This is a genomic window from Arthrobacter sp. NicSoilB8 (assembly GCF_019977355.1).
Classification (GTDB): domain Bacteria; phylum Actinomycetota; class Actinomycetes; order Actinomycetales; family Micrococcaceae; genus Arthrobacter.
Genome location: NZ_AP024655.1, coordinates 3742125 through 3759251, shown reverse-complemented (window position 1 = coordinate 3759251; position 17127 = coordinate 3742125). Strand labels below are relative to the sequence as shown.

Genomic DNA, 17127 nt, shown 5'->3' with positions numbered 1-17127 from the left:
GGGAGCGCCGGAAGAGAGCGCCTGAAGAGAACACAGGCGTCCTACGATGGGTCCATGGCAGGAGCGACGGCAGCGACAGGCACCCGGCTCAGTCCCGGGATCATGGGCAGGCTGCGGCTGTCCGCCCAGGGCTTGCTCGGACCGGGGTTTCAGAGTGCCCCGGACGCAGTCCGCCGGATGACGGCGATGCAGGCGCAGGACCTGCAGGCCGTTCTCTGGGCGGTCGGCCAGCGTGTGCCGGGGTCCCGCCTTGACGATGTCCGGGGCGCCGTCGACCGGGGCGAAATCGTCCGCTCCTGGCCGATGCGCGGCACCTTGCACCTGCTGGCTCCCGAGGACTTGAAATGGATGCTGGACATCACCTCGGGCCGGCTGATTCAGGGCCTGGCCAGGCGCCACCGGGAGCTCGAGATCACTGCCGCGGACGTCGACGCCGCCGCGTCTGCCGCACTGCGGCTGGTCTCCGGGGGGCCCGCCAGCCGGGCGGATCTGTTCCAGGCCTTCGAACGGGCGGGCCAGTCCGCGGCCGGCCAGCGCGGGATTCATCTGCTGGGGATCCTGTGCCAGCGGGGCTGGCTGGTGCAGGGCCCGCTGGCCGGCAACCAGCAGCTGGTGGTGGCCTTCGGCGACTGGATCACCGAGTCGCGGAACCTGGACCGTGCCGAAGGCATCGCCGAGTGGCTGCTGCGCTACTTCCGCAGCCACGGCCCCGCCACGGAACGCGACTTTGCCTGGTGGGCCGGCATTCCGCTGACGGAAACCCGGACGGCCCTGGCCCGGGTGGCGGACCAGCTGGCGGAGCTGAAGTTCGAGGGGACCAGCTACTGGCTCTCGCCCGAAACAGCCGCGCTGCTCGAGGACGGCGTCCCCGGACAGCGCACGGTGCTGGCGCTGCCGGGGTTCGATGAATTCCTGCTCGGGTACGCTGACCGGTCCCTCGTGCTGCCGCCGGAGCACGCCGACAGGATCGTCCCCGGCGGCAACGGCGTGTTCAAGAAGACCATTGTGGCCGGCGGCGGGGTGATCGGCACCTGGACCGGGCCGGCCGGCGGCCGGGACGCCGGCGTCGTGGCCGAACCCTTCGATGCCGTTAACGGGCTGCGGCCTGCCGCCCAAAAGTCCTTTGAGCTGCAGGCCGCGAAGTACCGCAGATACCTCGGTTCCTGAAAAGGGTTCCTGAAAGGGGTTCCTGAAAGGGGCCCCTAGAGGTTTCCGGTGGCGATGCGGAGCATGCGCCGCAGGGGCTCGGCGGCGCCCCACAGCAGCTGGTCGCCGACCGTGAACGCGCTGATGTACTGCGGGCCCATTTCCATCTTGCGGATGCGGCCCACCGGAATGTTCAAGGTGCCCGATGCCGCCACGGGGGTGAGTTCGGCCATCGAGGCTTCCTTGGTGTTCGGCACCACATGGGCCCACTCGTTGTCCGCGTCCAGGAGCTTCTCGATCTCGGCCACCGAGAGGTCTTCGCGCAGCTTCAGCGTCAGGGCCTGGGAGTGCGAGCGCATCGCGCCGATCCGGATGCACAGGCCGTCCATGATGACGCGGTTCCCGGCCGAGGTGCCAAGGATCTTGTTGGTCTCCACACCGGCCTTCCATTCCTCCTTGGACTGGCCATTGCCGAGGTCCGCGTCGATCCAGGGAATCAGGGAACCGGCCAGCGGGACGCCGAACTGGGTGGCGTCGATGTCCGTGCGCTGGTGCGCCAGGACCTTCCGGTCGATCTCCAGGATGGCCGACGCCGGGTCGTTCAGTTCGCTGCTGACCTCGGCGTTGAGGGTCCCGAACTGGTTCAGCAGTTCACGCATGTGGCGTGCCCCGCCGCCGGAAGCGGCCTGGTACGTCATGGAGGTGCCCCACTCGACGAGGTCGTTCTTGAACAAGCCGCCGAGGCCCATGAGCATGCAGGACACGGTGCAGTTGCCGCCGATGTAGTCCTTGACCCCGCCCGAGAGGCCGGCGTCAATGACGTCGCGGTTGATCGGGTCCAGCACGATGATGGAGTCATCGTTCATGCGCAGGGTGGAGGCGGCGTCGATCCAGAGGCCGTCCCAGCCGCGGCTGCGCAGCTCGCCATGGACCTGCTTGGTGTAGTCCCCGCCCTGGGCGGTGACAATAATGGGCAGCTTCGCCAGCGTCTCGAGGTCGAACGCGTCCTCGAGCTTGCCGGCCGCGCCCGCGGCAGCGCCGGCAACGGCCGGGGCGGCGCCGCCGGCGTTCGAGGTGGAGAAGAATACCGGGTTGATGTTGGCGAAGTCGCCCTCGTCCTGCATGCGCTGCATCAGGACGGAACCGACCATGCCGCGCCAGCCGACCAGGCCGACGGACGGGGTAGCTGCTGTAGTCATGGGCCCAGTTTAGACTTCACCGGCCCCAGGACGCAGTCGGTTACGTCACCCGTTAGTCGGTTCGCGGCTCTTCCAGCAGTGCCGCCTTGCGCCGGCGCAGGGCAAAGACCGCCCCGAACGTGAAGACCTGGGTCACCACCACAAGCACGATCGCCCCGAGGATCTTGTTGCCGCCCAGGATCATGGTCAGTCCCACGATGGCCGAGAGCAGCGCCAGCAGGGGCAGGAGCATGTACCCCAGGACAAAGAGTGTCTCGGGCTTCCTGAGCACTACTTGGCCTCCGTCCGGCGCCACAGCGTCATCCGGTACCGCGTGCCGTTGGCGGAGGTCAGCCACCCGTTGGCCGGGAGGCTGGCGGAGGCGGTCCAGTCGTAACCGAGCTCGGGGGCGAACGTATCACCTTCCGCGGTCGCGTCGATCGTGGTCACGACCGCGACGTCGGCCAGGTCCAGTGCCTGCGCAAAGAGCTCGCCGCCGCCGATGATCCAGACGGTCTCGTGCCCCGGCATGAACTGGGATTCGAGCAGGGCGTCGTCCAGGGACGAGACCGCGACGGCGCCTTCCGCGCCCGGGGTGTCACGCCAGTCTTTCTGCCGTGTGATGACGATGTTCGTCCGGCCGGGCAGCGGGCGGTACTTGTCCGGGAACGACTCCCAGGTCTTGCGCCCCATGATGACCGGGTGGCCGGACGTGAGGCTGCTGAAGTGCTTCAGGTCCTCGGGCAGGTGCCACGGCATGGTGCCGGCCTTGCCGATGACTCCGGTGCTGGTCTGGGCCCACACCAGCCCCAGGCCGGTGGTGGACGCTCGGAGTTGCTCGGTGAAATCGCCGGGCTGCACGCCCGCGGTGTTTTCTTTGCTCATACGGCTATCGGGGCCTTAATCGTCGGGTGGTGCTGGTATCCGACCACTTCGAAGTCCTCGAGGGTGTAGTCGAAAATGGAGTCCGGCTTGCGGGTAATTTTCAGCCGGGGGTAGTCGTAGGGCTCGCGGGCGAGCTGCTTGAGGACCTGGTCCATGTGGTTGTCGTAGATATGGACGTCCCCGCCGGTCCAGACGAATTCGCCCGGCTCCAGCCCGGTCTGCTGCGCGATCATGCAGGTCAGCAGGGCGTAGGACGCGATGTTGAACGGCACGCCCAGGAACGTGTCCGCCGAGCGCTGGTACAGCTGGCAGGAGAGCTTGCCGTCGGCCACGTAGAACTGGAAGAACGCATGGCACGGGGGCAGGGCCATGTCCTGGAGCTCGGCGACGTTCCAGGCCGAGACGATGTGCCGGCGCGAGTCCGGGTTGGACTTCAGGCTCTCGATGAGTTCGGCGATCTGGTCGATGTGGCCGCCGTCGGGCGTGGGCCAGGAGCGCCACTGGACCCCGTAAACGGGACCGAGCTCGCCGTCGGCGTCGGCCCACTCGTCCCAGATCGTCACGCCCTGGTCCTGCATCCATTTGACGTTGGTGTCGCCGCGCAGGAACCAGAGCAGCTCCACGGCCACGGACTTGAAGTGCACCCGTTTGGTGGTAATGAGCGGGAAGCTCTTGCTCAGGTCAAACCGGAGCTGACGACCAAATACGCTGAGGGTGCCGGTTCCGGTGCGGTCCGATTTGTGCGTGCCGTGCTCGAGGACGTCACGCAGCAGGTCTTCATAGGGCGTAGGAATGCTCACTGCTCCAGTCTACTGAGAAGTCGCTGCCGCTCCTTATTTGTCTTGCTGGCTGAGCTTTGTCCGCAGGATTGCCAGCAGCGTGGCGTCGTCGAAACCGGCGCGCCGGCCCTCGGCAATGTAATGCTCGACTGCGGTGGTCACCTCCGCGGCGACGAACGCCGACGCCGGGGTGCCGGCCCGGGTCTGCACCCCGTGGGACGGCGTCCCGGCAACCACGGTCCCGTTGCGCCGCCGCGTCTCGACCAGCCCGGCCTGTTCGAGTTCCCTGTAGGCCCGCGCGACGGTGCCGGCGGCGAGGCCGAGATCCCCCGCGGGGTCCGCACGGCCGGGAGCCGGGATCCCGGTGCCAGTGCCCCGATGGCGATCAGCGAGGCGATCTGCGCCCTGATCTGCTCGAAGGGGGGAACCGGCGAACGCAGGTTGATGGAGATTCCCGCCGTCACGCGGCGGCTTCCTGGCCCGGCAGGGGAGCGGGGGACCTCGGGGCCGCGGCGCCCACCGGGATGACGGCGATGACCGTCGCCGCGACGCCGAGGACCGTGCCGGCCGCGAGGGCGGGCCCCCAGGATGTCGCGGCCGGATCGGTCTCCCAGAAAGCATCCCGGCCCAGCACAGCCGCCCAGGCGTTGCTCTGGGTGAGCAGCAGCACAGCGGCCTGGGCTGTGAGCGTGGCCGCCAAGGTGCGCGCGACCCGGTGGATGGTGATGGCGCGCAGGGCAGCGTCCAGGCCGCGCGGGGCATCGCGGACACCCTGGCGGAACCTGGCCGTGAGGATCGCCGGCAGAGCGGCCGCGCAGGCTCCGGCCGTGAGCAGCCCGGCAGGGACCCAGCCCGGGGCCTCTGCCAGGCGCGCCTGCCCCACCGCCGTGACACTGAGGACGGCAACGAAGACGAGCAGCGCCAGGCTAGCCGTGGTCAGCATGGCGGGGCTCACCGGCGGCCGGGGCCAGCCCGGCTTCCGGGCGGTTCCGGCGGCCCAGCTCGGCGGCCGCGAGCCGAGGGGGCCGCCACCGGCCGCGAATCCGGGCAGCGTGGCGTGGCCGATGGCCGCTACGGCCGAGACGAAGATGGCCGCCGTGGTCAGTGCCAGCCTGCGGGGCAGGAAGTCGCTGACATGCCGGACCGAGAGCACGGCCTGCCGCCGCATTCGCCGCGGTCCCGGGTAACTGATCTGGCCGAGGGCATGTGCCGCCACGCAGCCTAAGGCTGCGGCCTTCCGGGGTCAAGGATTTCAGTCGTCGAACGGCCTGAACCGCTCCACGGCCACCACCTTGTTCTTGCTGCCATGTGCCACGTGGCACACGATGATCTCGCCCGGCGCCAGGAAAGGGTCCGAGGACGGCAGCAGGTCCCGGAGGCGGGAGTTCATGTGCTTGGCCAGTTGCTTCAGTACGGTCGGCAGTGCCGGGCGGTGCGTGCAGAGGGCCACGGCCCGCTGCTTGTCGAAGAGTGCCTCGACGACGGCGGCCGTCTTGTGCGGGCTGCGGCCGTGCCGGTGCTCGGTGAGGGCCTCGTTGAGCTTCACTTTGGCATCGGCCGCCTTGGCGTACGGCGCGATGGTGGCCACGCACCGCAGCCACGGGCTTGAGACGATCCGTGCGGGCTTCCACGCGTGCAGGAGCCGCCCGACCGACTGGGCCTGCCGCATGCCGGTGGCGGCCAGCGGCCGGTCGCCCTCGGCCTTGGTCCACGAGGAGCGGGGCTTGGCCTTCGCATGGCGCACGATCACCAGCGGCCAGGTCTCCAGTTCCCCGCGGTCGTGGGCGTTCACCAAGTGCTGCAGCGGTTCAATGTCGCCCGGGTTGCTCAGGAGGCGGGCAGCCTTCTCGGGCGGGCACCACATGACGCTGTCGACTTCCTTGCCGTCCGGCAGCAGTGCGGCGCCGTCGACGTCGACCGCCCAGTAGTGGACCACTTTCAGCCCGACGGGCACATGATAGTGGATGGACGGCAGAGGGATCCCGAGCGGAGCGATGAGCCCGATCTCCTCCTCCACCTCGCGCACGGCGCACTCCGGGATGGTCTCGCCGGGGTCGATTTTGCCCTTCGGCCAGGACCAGTCGTCGTACCGCGGGCGGTGAATCAGCAAGACCTCGAGCTGGTCCTTGTTTGCCGAATTGAGGCGCCAGGGAATGGCACCGGCTGCCGTGACGGCAACCTCTTCACCGGGATGGTCCGCCTGGTCCGCAACCAGGGCATCGCTGCTCACACTCACTGTCCCTACCGCAGGCTGGTCGAGCGCTGACGCGAGCGGGAAGCAAGCAGCCAGGACTGAACGTCGTCGAGGTTCCGGCCGTCCTCCGCGAGGTGGTGCCGGGTCCATTCGCCCTGCCGGTCCAGGTGCCAGCTGGCGGTTTCCGGGTCCATGTAGCGCTTGAGCAGGTCCAGGACATAGCTCGTGTCATCGCCGCTCGTGAGCTGCACAAGGGCCTCCACCCGGCGGTCCAGGTTGCGGTGCATCATGTCGGCCGAGCCGATGAAGACCACCGGGTCCCCGCCATTGGCGAAGGCGAAGACGCGCGAGTGCTCCAGGAAGCGGCCCAGCACGGAACGGACCGTGATGTTCTCGCTCAGTCCGGGAACGCCGGGACGCAGGGAGCAGATGCCGCGGACAATGACGTCCACGGGCACCCCGGCCTGGGAGGCACGGTACAGGGAATCGATGATGGCCTCGTCCACCATCGAATTGACCTTGATCTGCACCCGGGCGGAGATGCCGGCCCTGGCGTTCTTGATCTCGGTTTCGATCCTGTCGATCAGCCCGGACCGGACCGAGCGCGGCGCCACGAGCAGCCTCTTGAAGGTGGATTTCGGCGCGTAGCCGGACAGCTGGTTGAACAGCTTCGAGAGGTCTTCGCCCACCTGCTCGTTGGCCGTGAGCAGGCCCAAGTCCTCGTAGTAGCGGGCCGTGCGCGGGTGGTAGTTGCCGGTGCCGATGTGGCAGTAGCGGCGCAGGCCGTCCACTTCCTGGCGGACCACGAGGGAGAGCTTGCAGTGGGTCTTGAGGCCTACGATGCCGTACACCACGTGGACGCCGGCCTGTTCCAGTTTCCGGGCCCACGAGATGTTGGCCTGCTCGTCGAAGCGGGCCTTGATCTCCACGAGGGCCAGGACCTGCTTGCCGGCCTCCGCGGCGTCGATCAGCGCATCGACAATCGGGGAGTCCCCGGACGTGCGGTACAGGGTCTGCTTGATGGCCTGGACCTTCGGGTCCGCGGCCGCCTGTTCCAGGAATGCCTGGACCGAGGTGGAGAAGGAGTCATAGGGGTGGTGCAGGAGGATGTCCCGGCGCCGCATGGCGGCGAAGACGTTGGCCGCCTTGGAGGTCTCCGATTCGTTGAGGTACCGGGAGGTGTGCGGGACGTGCTTGGGGTAGTGCAGGTCCGCCCGGTCGATCCCGGCGATCACCGAGAGCCCGCGCAGGTCCAGCGGTGCCGGCACGGAGTAGACCTCGGATTCCTCGACGCCGAGCTCGCGGATCAGCAGCGCCCGGATGTTCGGGTTGATGTCATTGGTGACTTCGAGCCGGACGGGAGGGCCGAACCGGCGGCGCAGGAGTTCCTTCTCCAGCGCCTGCAGCAGGTTCTCGGCGTCGTCCTCTTCGACCTCGACGTCCTCGTTGCGGGTCACGCGGAAGGTGTGGTGCTCCAGGACCTCCATGCCGGCGAACAGCTGGTCCAGGTGCACGGCGATGACTTCTTCGAGGGCGATGAACCGCGCCACGCGCCCGGGGACGGAGCCGGCGCGGGCGCCGTCGATGGAGATCAGGCGGGGGAGCTGGTCAGGAACCTTGACGCGGGCGAAGAGCTCCTTGTCGCTGACCGGGTTGCGGACCACCACGGCCAGGTTCAGGGACAGCCCGGAAATGTAGGGGAACGGGTGGGCCGGATCCACCGCGAGCGGAGTCAGGATCGGGAAGACCTTCTCCGCGAACATGGCGCTGAGCTGGTCCTTGGCCTGGGAGTCGAGCTCCTCCCAGTGCATGAGGTGGATGTGCTCGTAGGCCAGGGCCGGGCGGATCTGTTCGGCGTAGACGCGGGCATGGCGCTGCTGCAGCCGGTGGGCCTCCTCGCCGATCTGCTCCAGCACCTGCATAGGGCTCAGCCCGGCGGGGGAGGGGACCGCGAGACCCGTGGCGATCCGCCGCTTCAGCCCGGCCACCCGGACCATGAAGAACTCGTCCAGGTTGGAGGCGAAGATGGACAGGAAGCTGACCCGCTCCAGCAGGTACAGGTTGGGGTCTTCGGCCAGTTCCAGGACCCGGGCGTTGAAGGCAAGCCAGCTCAGCTCCCGGTCCAGGAACCGGTCCGGGCTGATTTCGCCTTCAGGTTCCAGATTCGGCGCGAACTCCGGAATGTCGATCCGGTCCTGGGTGGCACGTGAGGCCGGCACTTCGGAGGAGCCAAAGCGGGCACGTACCGGACGCGCCCCCTTTTCCGGCGTAGCGGGTTCAGACGTGGATGTCCGGGCAATATCCCGTGGCATGGTGTCTCCTCAATGCTGGCGCGATGTAGCTTCAACCTTACAAGCAATCACGGCCCGATGACCCAGATTTCGGCCTCGAAGGGGCCGGTTGTCCGCCGACTTGACTAAAGCCCGCCCGCCGGGAACCTGGGACCCGTGATTACGGCTGCGGGAGCGGCGCATACATGACGTCGACATCCCAGCGGGTGAAACCCAGCCGGCGGTAGAGCGAGACGGCCGGGGTGTTGTCAGCGTCGACGTAGAGCATGACGGCGCGAAGTCCGAGGTCCCGCAAGTGCTGGATGCCGGCGATGGTCAGGGCCTTGCCCAGTCCGGAGCCCTGGGCCTCCGGGGTCACGCCCACCACATAGACCTCGCCGATCGCGGGGTGGTCGCCGTGCCGCGGGTGCACCTTGGTCCAGTGGAATCCCAGGATCCGGTCCGCCGGATCCACGGCCAGGAGGAAGCCCGCCGGATCAAACCACGGTTCGGCCATCCGGGCCTCGAGATCGGCGCGGGACATGTTGCCCTGCTCCGGGTGGTGGGCGAAGGCGGCCTTGTTCGCGGCCAGCCAGGCGTCCTCGTCCCGGCCGGGCACGAAGGCGCGGAGCCGCACGTCCGCCGGGAGTGTGATCTCCGGCAGTTCCGCCGCTGCCGTCATGAGCCGCATTTTCCATAGTTCCCGGACGGCGCCGAAGCCGTAGCGGGCCGCGAGGTCCGCCGCGGCCTCGTGGTTTCCGTGGGACCAGGCGTTCAGGCCCGCGAAGCCGCGCACGTTCTTCAGTTCGCTCACCAGGCGGTCGCCGACGCCCTGGTTGCGGTAGCTGGGGTGGACGGCGACCTCGAGGACCCCCGTGCCGTCGGGCTCCTCGATCACGACGGCGACGCCGGCCAGGTCCTGCCCCGTTGCCGGATCTGATTCTTCGTCCGGGGCGTACAAGGCAAGGGCCAGCACCGAGTGGTCGCCGGCGTCGGCAGCGCGCAGCGTGACCAGGGTCTGTTCGGACAGGGGCGGATTGCCGTCGGACTCCTGCGACGCGGCGACCAGGGCCGTGACGTCGTGCAGCAGCGCTCCGTCCACGGTTCCTTTGACGGCAAGTACGGGCCAGTTTTCCGGGTGCGCAGGGCTCATGGTGCAAGGCTATCCGGTGCCGGGCTACCGGCGGCCGATTTGGCTGAACTCCGGACGGGACGTATAGTCGTTATCTCGTCCGGCGTTGAGCCAGATGCGAGGGGGATCCACCACTGGGGTGGCCTCGATACGTTCGACCCGTATGTCCTCCACTAAATGACCGATCGCTGCGTACGTGATCGCTGAATGAGTGATCACTGCAAGCTGAAGGCCCCGGACTCTGGAATCAGAGTCCGGGGCCTTCTGCGTTCGCTTTCGTGTTCGCTCCGCCTTCATTTCCGCCGTCAGGCAACCGGCGCCATGCCCTCGGGGTACTTGCGCTCAGGCCTCGGTCAGCTCGTCCTCGGGCTGGCGGACCAGGGTCAGGCGGTAGCCGACGTTGCGGACCGTGCTGATCAGGTTCTCGTGGTCGGCGCCCAGCTTGGCCCGGAGCCGCCGGACGTGGACGTCCACGGTGCGGGTGCCGCCGTAGTAGTCGTAGCCCCAGACCTCGGTCAGCAGCTGCTGGCGGGTGAACACCCGGCCGGGGTGCTGGGCCAGGTACTTCAGAAGTTCAAATTCCTTGAAGGTCAGGTTGAGCGCCGCCCCGTTGACCCGTGCGGTGTAGCTGGCCTCGTCAATCACGACGCCGGCGGCCCGGATTTCGGTCGGGGCATCATCCTGCTCCGGAACGGCGCGCGCGACCCCGAGGCGGATCCGGGCCTCGACCTCGGCCGGGCCGGCGGATTCCAGGAGGATGTCGTCCACGGCCCACGCCGAGGAGACGGCAGCCATGCCGCCTTCGGTGAGGATGAGCATCAGGGGGGCGCTGAGGCCGGTGGCCTTGAGCAGCTGGGTGAGGGAACGTGCGCCGACCAGGTCCTTGCGGGCGTCGAGCAGGACGATGTCGCAGGGGTCGGTCTCGAGCAGCGCGGTGGGCTCGGCCGGAAGAATATGGACCCGGTGGTTCAACAATTCGAGAGCAGGCAGGACGTCCACGGATGTTCCGGTGCTGTTCGTCAATAGCAGGATGTGCGACATTGTTCCTCCAAGGGGTGTCCGCGCATCATTGGGCGTCTGTGTTGCTGATCTCGAGTATACCTAATGGCCCCTTTCCGGCTATGGTCCCGTCACCTTCGGCCAGTCCTTTTGCGACACATACGGTTCACATAGGGCAGGATTGAACCGTCAGGGCCCGCGGCCCGTCGAAAATGAGCCGAGTCGAATTGGGGTCCGCAGTGAGCGAAGGTACGACCATGGCGGGTCTGCCGAGGTCGGGCAGGCCGGTGAAGCTATGGAGCGTCGGGATCATCGGCCTGGCCGGTCTCGCGGCCATTGTTGCCGGCGCCTATTCCTCGCCCGGGGTCCTCCTCGCCGTCGCGGTACTCAGCGCCGCCGGCGTCGGCATCGGCTGGCCCTATTTTCTCGGCATCCCCGCGAAGAAGACCCTGGCAGTCCTGATTGGCCTGCCCGGCGTGGGGTCGGCGGTGGCCGCGACCTATCTTCCGGCTCCAGGCTTCCTCAACTGGACGCCGTCGTTCATGGCGGTCGGGGTCATGGCCATTTTTGTCATGCAGCTCATCCGGGGTACCGGCCAGGCACAGCGGCTCGAATCCACACTGGGCTCGTGCGCGGGTGTCCTGCTCTCTTGCCTGGGCGCCGGCTGGATTGCGAGTTCGCGCTTCAACGGGGTCCGCGAGATGCTCCTCGTGGCGGCCGTCAGTGCTGCGATCGCCCTGATGGCCGGCCTGATCCGCTGGCCCGACAGGATTGTGGCGCCGTTGGGGATCGTTGCTGCCGGACTCGCCGGGCCGCTGGCCGGCCTGGTCTTCTCCGACATCGCCGTGATTCCTGCCGCCCTGGCCGGCGTTGTGGTGGGGGCGGTGCTGATGAGCTTCCGCCGCCTCGTCATCCTCAGCGGTGAGGGCCTGAGCATATTGGCGGCCGTGGCCATGGGGCTGGGCCCCGTGTCGGCGGTCGGTTCCCTCGCGTACTTCATAGACAAACTACTCATCTACTAGGCGTTAGGATGGCATCATGTCCGTACTTGCATATGAGATCTTCTTCCTTGTCCTGCTCGGCGTGGCCAGCCTGTCCATGGCGTGGTTTGCCGGCTTTGTCGTCTACCGCCTCTTCAAAGGCCAGAAGTAACCCCCTACTTTCCAGACCCCGTAGTTTCCAGAGGTAGCTGCTGTGCCGATTGAAATTCCTACTGATCTGACCCCCGAACTCGTTCCGCTGTCCTGGCTCATTGGTGAGTGGGAGGGCCGCGGCCGGCTGGGAGCCGGGGACGAGGACTCCGAGCACTTTTTGCAGCATGTCTCGTTCACGCACAACGGCCTGCCGTACCTGCAGTACCGCGCCGAGAGCTGGCTGACCGACGACGAGGGCACCAAGCTGCGCCCCCTGACGGTCGAGACCGGCTTCTGGGCGCTGGAACGCAAGCAGCGCGAGGAAGACGGCGGCCCCGGGCTGATCCCGGCGGACATCGTTCCCGTGCTCAAGAGCGCCGATGAGGTCGAGGCCCTGCGCAACAGCGACGGCGGCTTCGACATCTCGGTCTCCATCGCGCACCCCGGCGGCATCTCGGAGCTCTACTACGGCCAGATCAAGGGGCCCCAGATCCAGCTCAGCACCGACATGGTGATGCGCGGCAGCCACTCCAAGGAGTACACGGCGGCCACCCGGATCTTCGGGCTCGTGGACGGGAACCTGCTGTGGCGCTGGGACGTGGCCACCGGCAAGGATTCGGCATCCGGCGGCGGGCTGGAAGCCCATGCATCGGCCATCCTCGCCAAAGTAAGCTAAGCGCACGGTCTCACCGATTTTTCCGTTGTCAGTACCGACCAGGGAGAAAAACCGTGAACGACGCAGTCAGCAGCAGCGACACTGGCACAGCCGCCGGCAACACCAGCTACGCAGACCTCAAAGCCGTGTACTTTAACGGCACCCTCAAGAAATCCCCGGATGTGTCCAACACCCAGGGCCTGATCGAGGTCAGCCGCAGAATCATGGAAAAGCAGGGCGTCACCACCCGCGTGATCCGCACCGTGGACCATGACATCGCCAGCGGCGTCTACCCCGACATGCGCGAACACGGCTGGGCCACCGACGAATGGCCGGAGATCTATCCGGCCGTCCAGGAAGCGGACATCGTCGTCGTCGCCGGACCCATCTGGCTGGGGGACAACTCCTCGCAGACCAAGAAGCTGATCGAGCGCCTCTACGCCCACTCCGGGCAGCTGAACGCGAAGGGCCAGTGGGCCTACTATCCGAAGGTGGGCGGCTGCCTCATCACCGGCAACGAGGACGGCATCAAGCACTGCGCCATGAACGTCCTGTACAGCCTCCAGCACATCGGCTTCACCATCCCGCCGCAGGCCGACGCCGGCTGGATCGGCCCCGTCGGGCCGGGACCGAGCTATCTGGACGAGGGATCCGGGGGCCCGGAGAGCGATTTCACCAACCGCAACACGACCTTCATGACCTGGAACATGCTGCACCTGGCCCGCATGCTCAAGGACGCCGGCGGCATCCCCGCCTATGGCAACCTCCCCGACGCCTGGAAAGCCGGCACCCGTTTCGACTTTGAAAATCCGGAATACCGCTAGGGCGATCCGACCTGCCGGGGCCGGAATACGAGCACAGTTAAGGACGTTCCTTTCAATATGACTATCAAGAGCCCCCTGTTGTCGCGCCCGGCCGCTGTTGAGGCCGGCGGTGCCGACGCCGGCGTCGCCGCCCACTACGGTGAGCCGCTACGGGAGCAGCGGGCGCTGGCCGCAGGCACCGCCGTCGTCGATCTCTCCAACCGCGGCGTTGTCACTGTCAGCGGGCCGGACCGCCTCTCCTGGCTCAACACCTTGTCCTCCCAGCAGCTCACCACCCTGGCCGCGGGCCAGTCCACCGAACTGCTGCTGCTCAGCGTCCAGGGCCGGATCGAATTCGACGCCCGGGTGGTGGACGACGGCGAAACCACCTGGCTGATCGTTGAAGGAGCCGAGGCCGCCCCGCTCGCCGAATGGCTGACCAGGATGAAGTTCATGCTCCGGGTCGAAGTCGCCGACGTCGCGGCGGACTGGGCCGTGCTGGGTACCACCAAGCGCATCCCGGAGTGGTCGCAGTTCCTCGTATGGGAGGACCCGTGGCCGCACGTGGGTGCGGGCGGCTATTCCTACGCTGTGGTGGGCGAGGACGCCCACCCCGGCCTGGAACGGCCGTGGTTCGAGTACCTCGTCCCCGCGGCTGAACTCGCCGCCACGGTGGGGGACCGCGCCCTCGCCGGCAGCATGGCCGCCGAGGCGCTGCGGATTGCCGCATGGCGCCCGCGGTGGGGCGCCGAAACGGACGACAAGACCATCCCGCACGAGCTCGACCTCCTCCGCACCGCCGTGCATCTGGCCAAGGGCTGCTACAAGGGCCAGGAGACGATCGCCCGCGTCCACAATCTGGGCCACCCGCCACGGCGGCTCGTGTTCCTCCAGCTCGACGGCTCCCAGCACACCCTGCCCGCGACCGGCAGCGAAGTGCGCGCCGGCGACCGCAAGGTGGGCACCGTGACCTCCGTTGCCCAGCACTACGAGATGGGCCCGGTGGCCCTGGCGGTCATCAAGCGCTCCGTGGCCCCGGATGAAACACTGACGGTTGTGGACGGCGGGGAGGCCTATGCTGCGGCCCAGGAACTCATCGTGGCCCCCGACGCCGGTCAGGTAGTGGGCCGCCAGACCGGATTCCTGCGGGGTGCCCGATGAGCGGCGAATCCCCCGTGAGCAAGCCGGGAGCGAGCCGGCCGGCGGTCAACGATTCAGCGGTCAGCGGGTCAGTCAGCGAGGCAGGCCCCGCGCCCGACGAGGAGACGCTGGCCCTGGCGCACGCGCTCTTCGATGCGGCCCGCGAGGGCAACTCGGCGGTGCTGGGCAGCTATCTCGCTGCCGGGGCTCCGGCCACGCTGACCACTTCCTCCGGCGACTCGCTCGTCATGCTGGCGGCCTACCACGGCCACGCCGGCACGGTACGGCTGATCCTGGACCACGGAGGCGACGCCAACGCGGCCAATGACCGCGGCCAGACGCCGCTGGCCGGCGCCGTCTTCAAGGGCTACACGGACGTCGCCCGCGAGCTGCTGGACGCCGGGGCCGACCCCGACGCCGGCACCCCCTCCGCCCGGGCCGCCGCACAGATGTTTGCCCGGACGGACATCCTGGACCTCCTCGGCTGACCAGACCCTAATACCGCGGACGCCCGGGCGGCGCCCACGCCCCGGCGCCAGCGGAGATTGCACCCAAATATTCCACGTGGAATAATCGTGACGGAATAATCACAGGCTCCCACGGAAGAGGACACCGCACCATGGCCCGGGCATCCGCATTGACCCCTCTGGGTGTCGCCGCGCTCTCCCTGCTTGTGGAGGAACCGATGCACCCCTACGAGATGTACCAGCTCCTGATTGCCCGGCACGAGGACCGGCTGGTCAAGGTCCGGCCGGGAACGCTGTATCACGCCGTCGGGCGGCTGGAGGAGCAGGGCCTCGTGGCCGCGACGGGAACGGACCGGGAAGGCAACCGCCCGGAGCGCACCACGTACACGATCTCGGCGGCAGGCCGGGAAGCGCTCACCACCCGGATACAGGACATGCTCGCCACCCCGGTCAACGAATACCCGTCCTTCCCCCTGGCCATCTCCGAGGCTTACAACCTGCCCGCCGGCGTCGTGGTCGAACTCCTCGACCGGCGGCTCAAGGCGCTGCAGGAACAGCTCGGTTTCCTGGACACGGGCGAGGACCTGCTGAAGAAGAAGGGCGTGGAGCGCAAGTACTGGATCGACGTCCAGTACCAGCAGAGCATCCTGCGGACCGAAATCGGGTGGATCCGCGGCCTTCAGGACCAGCTCAGCACCGGCGAACTGCCGTGGTGAGGCCCTCGCAGCATCCCGGGACCCGCCCCGGGCGAACCGCACCATTGCCCATCAAGCATCCGCACCAGACCCAAAGGAATCCCATGGAAAACGTTGCCCGGCCATGGCCGGCACTCTGGTCCCTGGTGATCGGCTTCTTCATGATCCTGATCGACACCACCATCGTCTCGGTGGCCAACCCGAGCATCATGAAGGGCCTGAACACCGACATCAACGCGGTCATCTGGGTCACCAGCGCCTACCTGCTCGCCTACGCGGTGCCGCTGCTCATCACTGGCCGGCTTGGCGACCGCTTCGGTCCGAAAAGGCTCTACCTCTCCGGGCTCGTCGTCTTCACCCTGGCGTCGCTGTGGTGCGGCCTCTCCGGGGATGTCCAGACACTTATCGCAGCGCGCGTGGTGCAGGGCCTCGGCGCGGCCATGATGACGCCGCAGACCATGGCCGTCATTACCCGGATCTTCGCGCCGGACCGCCGCGGAGCGGCCATGGGCATCTGGGGCGCCACGGCCGGCGTCGCCACCCTGGTCGGACCGATCCTCGGCGGTGTCCTGGTGGACGGCCTCGGCTGGGAGTGGATCTTCTTCATCAACGTCCCGGTCGGCATTGCTGGCTTCGTCCTGGCGATGCGGTTCGTCCCCTCGCTGAGCACCCACCCGCACAAGTTCGATATCCCCGGCGTGCTGCTCAGCGCCCTTGGACTTTTCCTCCTGGTCTTCGGCATCCAGGAGGGCGAGACCTACGACTGGGGCACCATCACCGGCCCCATCACCGTCTGGGGCCTGATCATCAGCGGCATCGCGGTGCTGGTCGTCTTTGTCCTGTGGCAGAAATTCAACAAGGGTGAGCCGCTGCTGCCCCTGTCCCTCTTCTCAGACCGGAACTTCTCGCTCGCCAACATTGCGATCACCACAGTGGGCTTCACCGTCACGGCGTTCGGCCTGCCGCTGATCTTCTACTACCAGATCGTCCGGGGCCTGACCCCCACCGAATCGGCGCTCATGATGGTGCCGATGGCGCTAATCTCCGGCGGCCTCGCCCCCGTCGTCGGCCGGATCATCGATCGGGTCAACCCCAAATTCATTACCGTGACGGGCCTGGTCCTGATGTCCGTGGCCCTGTTCTGGAACTCCCTGCTCATGCACCCGGACACCCCGATCTGGCTTTTCCTGCTCCCGAGCGCCGTGCTGGGCTTCGCCAACGCGGGCATTTGGGCGCCGCTGAGCTCCACCGTCACGCGCAACCTGCCGCCCCGGCAGGCCGGAGCCGGCTCGGGCGTCTACAACACCACCCGCCAGATCGGCGCCGTGCTCGGCAGCGCCGCCATCGCCGTCCTCATCCAGGCCCGGCTGGCCGCGGAGCTTCCCGCCCGTCCCGGACCAGGCGGAGACGCCAGCCCGATGGGCTTCGGCGGGGCCCTGCCCGAGGCGCTCCATGAAGGGTTCTCGACGGCGATGGGCCAGTCCATTCTGCTCCCGGCGGCGGTCATCCTGCTCGGCGCCGCCGTGGCGCTCTTCTTCGCCAAGCCCAAGGCGGTCCAGGGCTGGGACGCGCCGGGTCCGGACGCGAGCAAGGACGCGGACAGGGCCGCCGCAGAGCGGCGCTAGCCTTCGCGCCGGCGCCAACCCTCCCG

General features: G+C 67.8%; 18 protein-coding genes. 8 read left to right on the top strand and 10 right to left on the bottom strand.

What is annotated here, in order from left to right:
- Positions 1-54: 54 nt before the first annotated feature.
- Positions 55-1167, top strand: a complete 1113-nt coding sequence (locus tag LDO15_RS16945) for a winged helix DNA-binding domain-containing protein (protein ID WP_223980278.1) — start codon at positions 55-57, stop codon at positions 1165-1167.
- A gap of 35 nt (positions 1168-1202) precedes the next feature.
- Here LDO15_RS16945 and asd read toward each other — a convergent pair whose 3' ends face one another.
- The 10 genes from asd to LDO15_RS16895 all read right to left on the bottom strand — a co-directional run bounded on the left by asd (position 1203) and on the right by LDO15_RS16895 (position 10625).
- Complete coding sequence (asd, locus tag LDO15_RS16940) at positions 1203-2345, bottom strand: aspartate-semialdehyde dehydrogenase (protein WP_223980276.1); 1143 nt, start codon at positions 2343-2345, stop codon at positions 1203-1205.
- 52 nt (positions 2346-2397) lie between these two features.
- A complete protein-coding gene (locus LDO15_RS16935) occupies positions 2398-2616 on the bottom strand; it encodes an NF038396 family protein (protein ID WP_223980274.1) in 219 nt (72 codons plus the stop codon).
- On the bottom strand, positions 2616-3209 hold the full coding sequence (locus LDO15_RS16930; protein WP_223980272.1) for a dihydrofolate reductase: 594 nt from the start codon (positions 3207-3209) through the stop codon (positions 2616-2618). The genes LDO15_RS16935 and LDO15_RS16930 overlap by 1 nt, the downstream gene beginning before the upstream one ends.
- A complete protein-coding gene (locus LDO15_RS16925) occupies positions 3206-4009 on the bottom strand; it encodes a thymidylate synthase (protein ID WP_223980271.1) in 804 nt (267 codons plus the stop codon). Before LDO15_RS16925 ends, LDO15_RS16930 begins: the two co-directional genes overlap by 4 nt.
- Before the next feature lie 33 nt (positions 4010-4042).
- A complete protein-coding gene (locus LDO15_RS23540; RefSeq protein ID WP_346655968.1) occupies positions 4043-4225 on the bottom strand; it encodes a hypothetical protein in 183 nt (60 codons plus the stop codon).
- A 223-nt stretch (positions 4226-4448) separates the two neighbouring features.
- Complete coding sequence (locus LDO15_RS16915) at positions 4449-5204, bottom strand: hypothetical protein (protein WP_223980270.1); 756 nt, start codon at positions 5202-5204, stop codon at positions 4449-4451.
- 36 nt (positions 5205-5240) lie between these two features.
- Positions 5241-6218 (bottom strand): NUDIX hydrolase, encoded by a 978-nt coding sequence (locus tag LDO15_RS16910; RefSeq protein ID WP_223980269.1) that lies wholly within the window; start codon positions 6216-6218, stop codon positions 5241-5243.
- Between the two features lie 11 nt (positions 6219-6229).
- Positions 6230-8494 (bottom strand): RNA degradosome polyphosphate kinase, encoded by a 2265-nt coding sequence (locus tag LDO15_RS16905; protein WP_223980268.1) that lies wholly within the window; start codon positions 8492-8494, stop codon positions 6230-6232.
- Positions 8495-8633: 139 nt separating this feature from the next.
- Positions 8634-9605 carry a mycothiol synthase gene (mshD, locus tag LDO15_RS16900; RefSeq protein WP_223980267.1) on the bottom strand — a complete coding sequence of 324 codons (972 nt, stop codon included), beginning with the start codon at positions 9603-9605 and terminating at the stop codon, positions 8634-8636.
- A 321-nt stretch (positions 9606-9926) separates the two neighbouring features.
- Positions 9927-10625: a response regulator transcription factor gene (locus tag LDO15_RS16895; RefSeq protein ID WP_091251927.1), complete on the bottom strand. Its 699-nt coding sequence runs from the start codon at positions 10623-10625 to the stop codon at positions 9927-9929.
- Positions 10626-10870: 245 nt separating this feature from the next.
- Between LDO15_RS16895 and LDO15_RS16890 the strand changes: the two genes are divergently transcribed.
- The 7 genes from LDO15_RS16890 to LDO15_RS16860 all read left to right on the top strand — a co-directional run bounded on the left by LDO15_RS16890 (position 10871) and on the right by LDO15_RS16860 (position 17101).
- Positions 10871-11605, top strand: a complete 735-nt coding sequence (locus LDO15_RS16890; RefSeq protein ID WP_223980266.1) for a permease — start codon at positions 10871-10873, stop codon at positions 11603-11605.
- 172 nt (positions 11606-11777) lie between these two features.
- Complete coding sequence (locus LDO15_RS16885) at positions 11778-12392, top strand: FABP family protein (protein ID WP_223980264.1); 615 nt, start codon at positions 11778-11780, stop codon at positions 12390-12392.
- Positions 12393-12445: 53 nt separating this feature from the next.
- Positions 12446-13195 carry a flavodoxin family protein gene (locus tag LDO15_RS16880; protein WP_223980262.1) on the top strand — a complete coding sequence of 250 codons (750 nt, stop codon included), beginning with the start codon at positions 12446-12448 and terminating at the stop codon, positions 13193-13195.
- A gap of 57 nt (positions 13196-13252) precedes the next feature.
- Entirely contained in the window at positions 13253-14335 is a 1083-nt protein-coding gene (locus LDO15_RS16875) for a glycine cleavage T C-terminal barrel domain-containing protein (protein ID WP_223980260.1), read from the top strand.
- Complete coding sequence (locus tag LDO15_RS16870) at positions 14332-14802, top strand: ankyrin repeat domain-containing protein (protein ID WP_223980258.1); 471 nt, start codon at positions 14332-14334, stop codon at positions 14800-14802. Before LDO15_RS16875 ends, LDO15_RS16870 begins: the two co-directional genes overlap by 4 nt.
- Before the next feature lie 131 nt (positions 14803-14933).
- Entirely contained in the window at positions 14934-15497 is a 564-nt protein-coding gene (locus tag LDO15_RS16865) for a PadR family transcriptional regulator (RefSeq protein ID WP_223980256.1), read from the top strand.
- Between the two features lie 83 nt (positions 15498-15580).
- Positions 15581-17101, top strand: a complete 1521-nt coding sequence (locus LDO15_RS16860; RefSeq protein ID WP_223980254.1) for an MFS transporter — start codon at positions 15581-15583, stop codon at positions 17099-17101.
- The last annotated feature ends 26 nt before the right edge of the window (positions 17102-17127 follow it).

Bases quoted from the DNA above. Each gene is read 5' to 3' on its own strand.
- LDO15_RS16945 (WP_223980278.1), top strand. From the start codon at position 55: ATGGCAGGAGCGACGGCAGCGACAGGCACCCGGCTCAGTCCCGGGATC.
- asd (WP_223980276.1), bottom strand. From the start codon at position 2,345: ATGACTACAGCAGCTACCCCGTCCGTCGGCCTGGTCGGCTGGCGCGGC.
- LDO15_RS16930 (WP_223980272.1), bottom strand. From the start codon at position 3,209: ATGAGCAAAGAAAACACCGCGGGCGTGCAGCCCGGCGATTTCACCGAG.
- LDO15_RS16905 (WP_223980268.1), bottom strand. From the start codon at position 8,494: ATGCCACGGGATATTGCCCGGACATCCACGTCTGAACCCGCTACGCCG.
- mshD (WP_223980267.1), bottom strand. From the start codon at position 9,605: ATGAGCCCTGCGCACCCGGAAAACTGGCCCGTACTTGCCGTCAAAGGA.
- LDO15_RS16895 (WP_091251927.1), bottom strand. From the start codon at position 10,625: ATGTCGCACATCCTGCTATTGACGAACAGCACCGGAACATCCGTGGAC.
- LDO15_RS16875 (WP_223980260.1), top strand. From the start codon at position 13,253: ATGACTATCAAGAGCCCCCTGTTGTCGCGCCCGGCCGCTGTTGAGGCC.
- LDO15_RS16870 (WP_223980258.1), top strand. From the start codon at position 14,332: ATGAGCGGCGAATCCCCCGTGAGCAAGCCGGGAGCGAGCCGGCCGGCG.
- LDO15_RS16865 (WP_223980256.1), top strand. From the start codon at position 14,934: ATGGCCCGGGCATCCGCATTGACCCCTCTGGGTGTCGCCGCGCTCTCC.
- LDO15_RS16860 (WP_223980254.1), top strand. From the start codon at position 15,581: ATGGAAAACGTTGCCCGGCCATGGCCGGCACTCTGGTCCCTGGTGATC.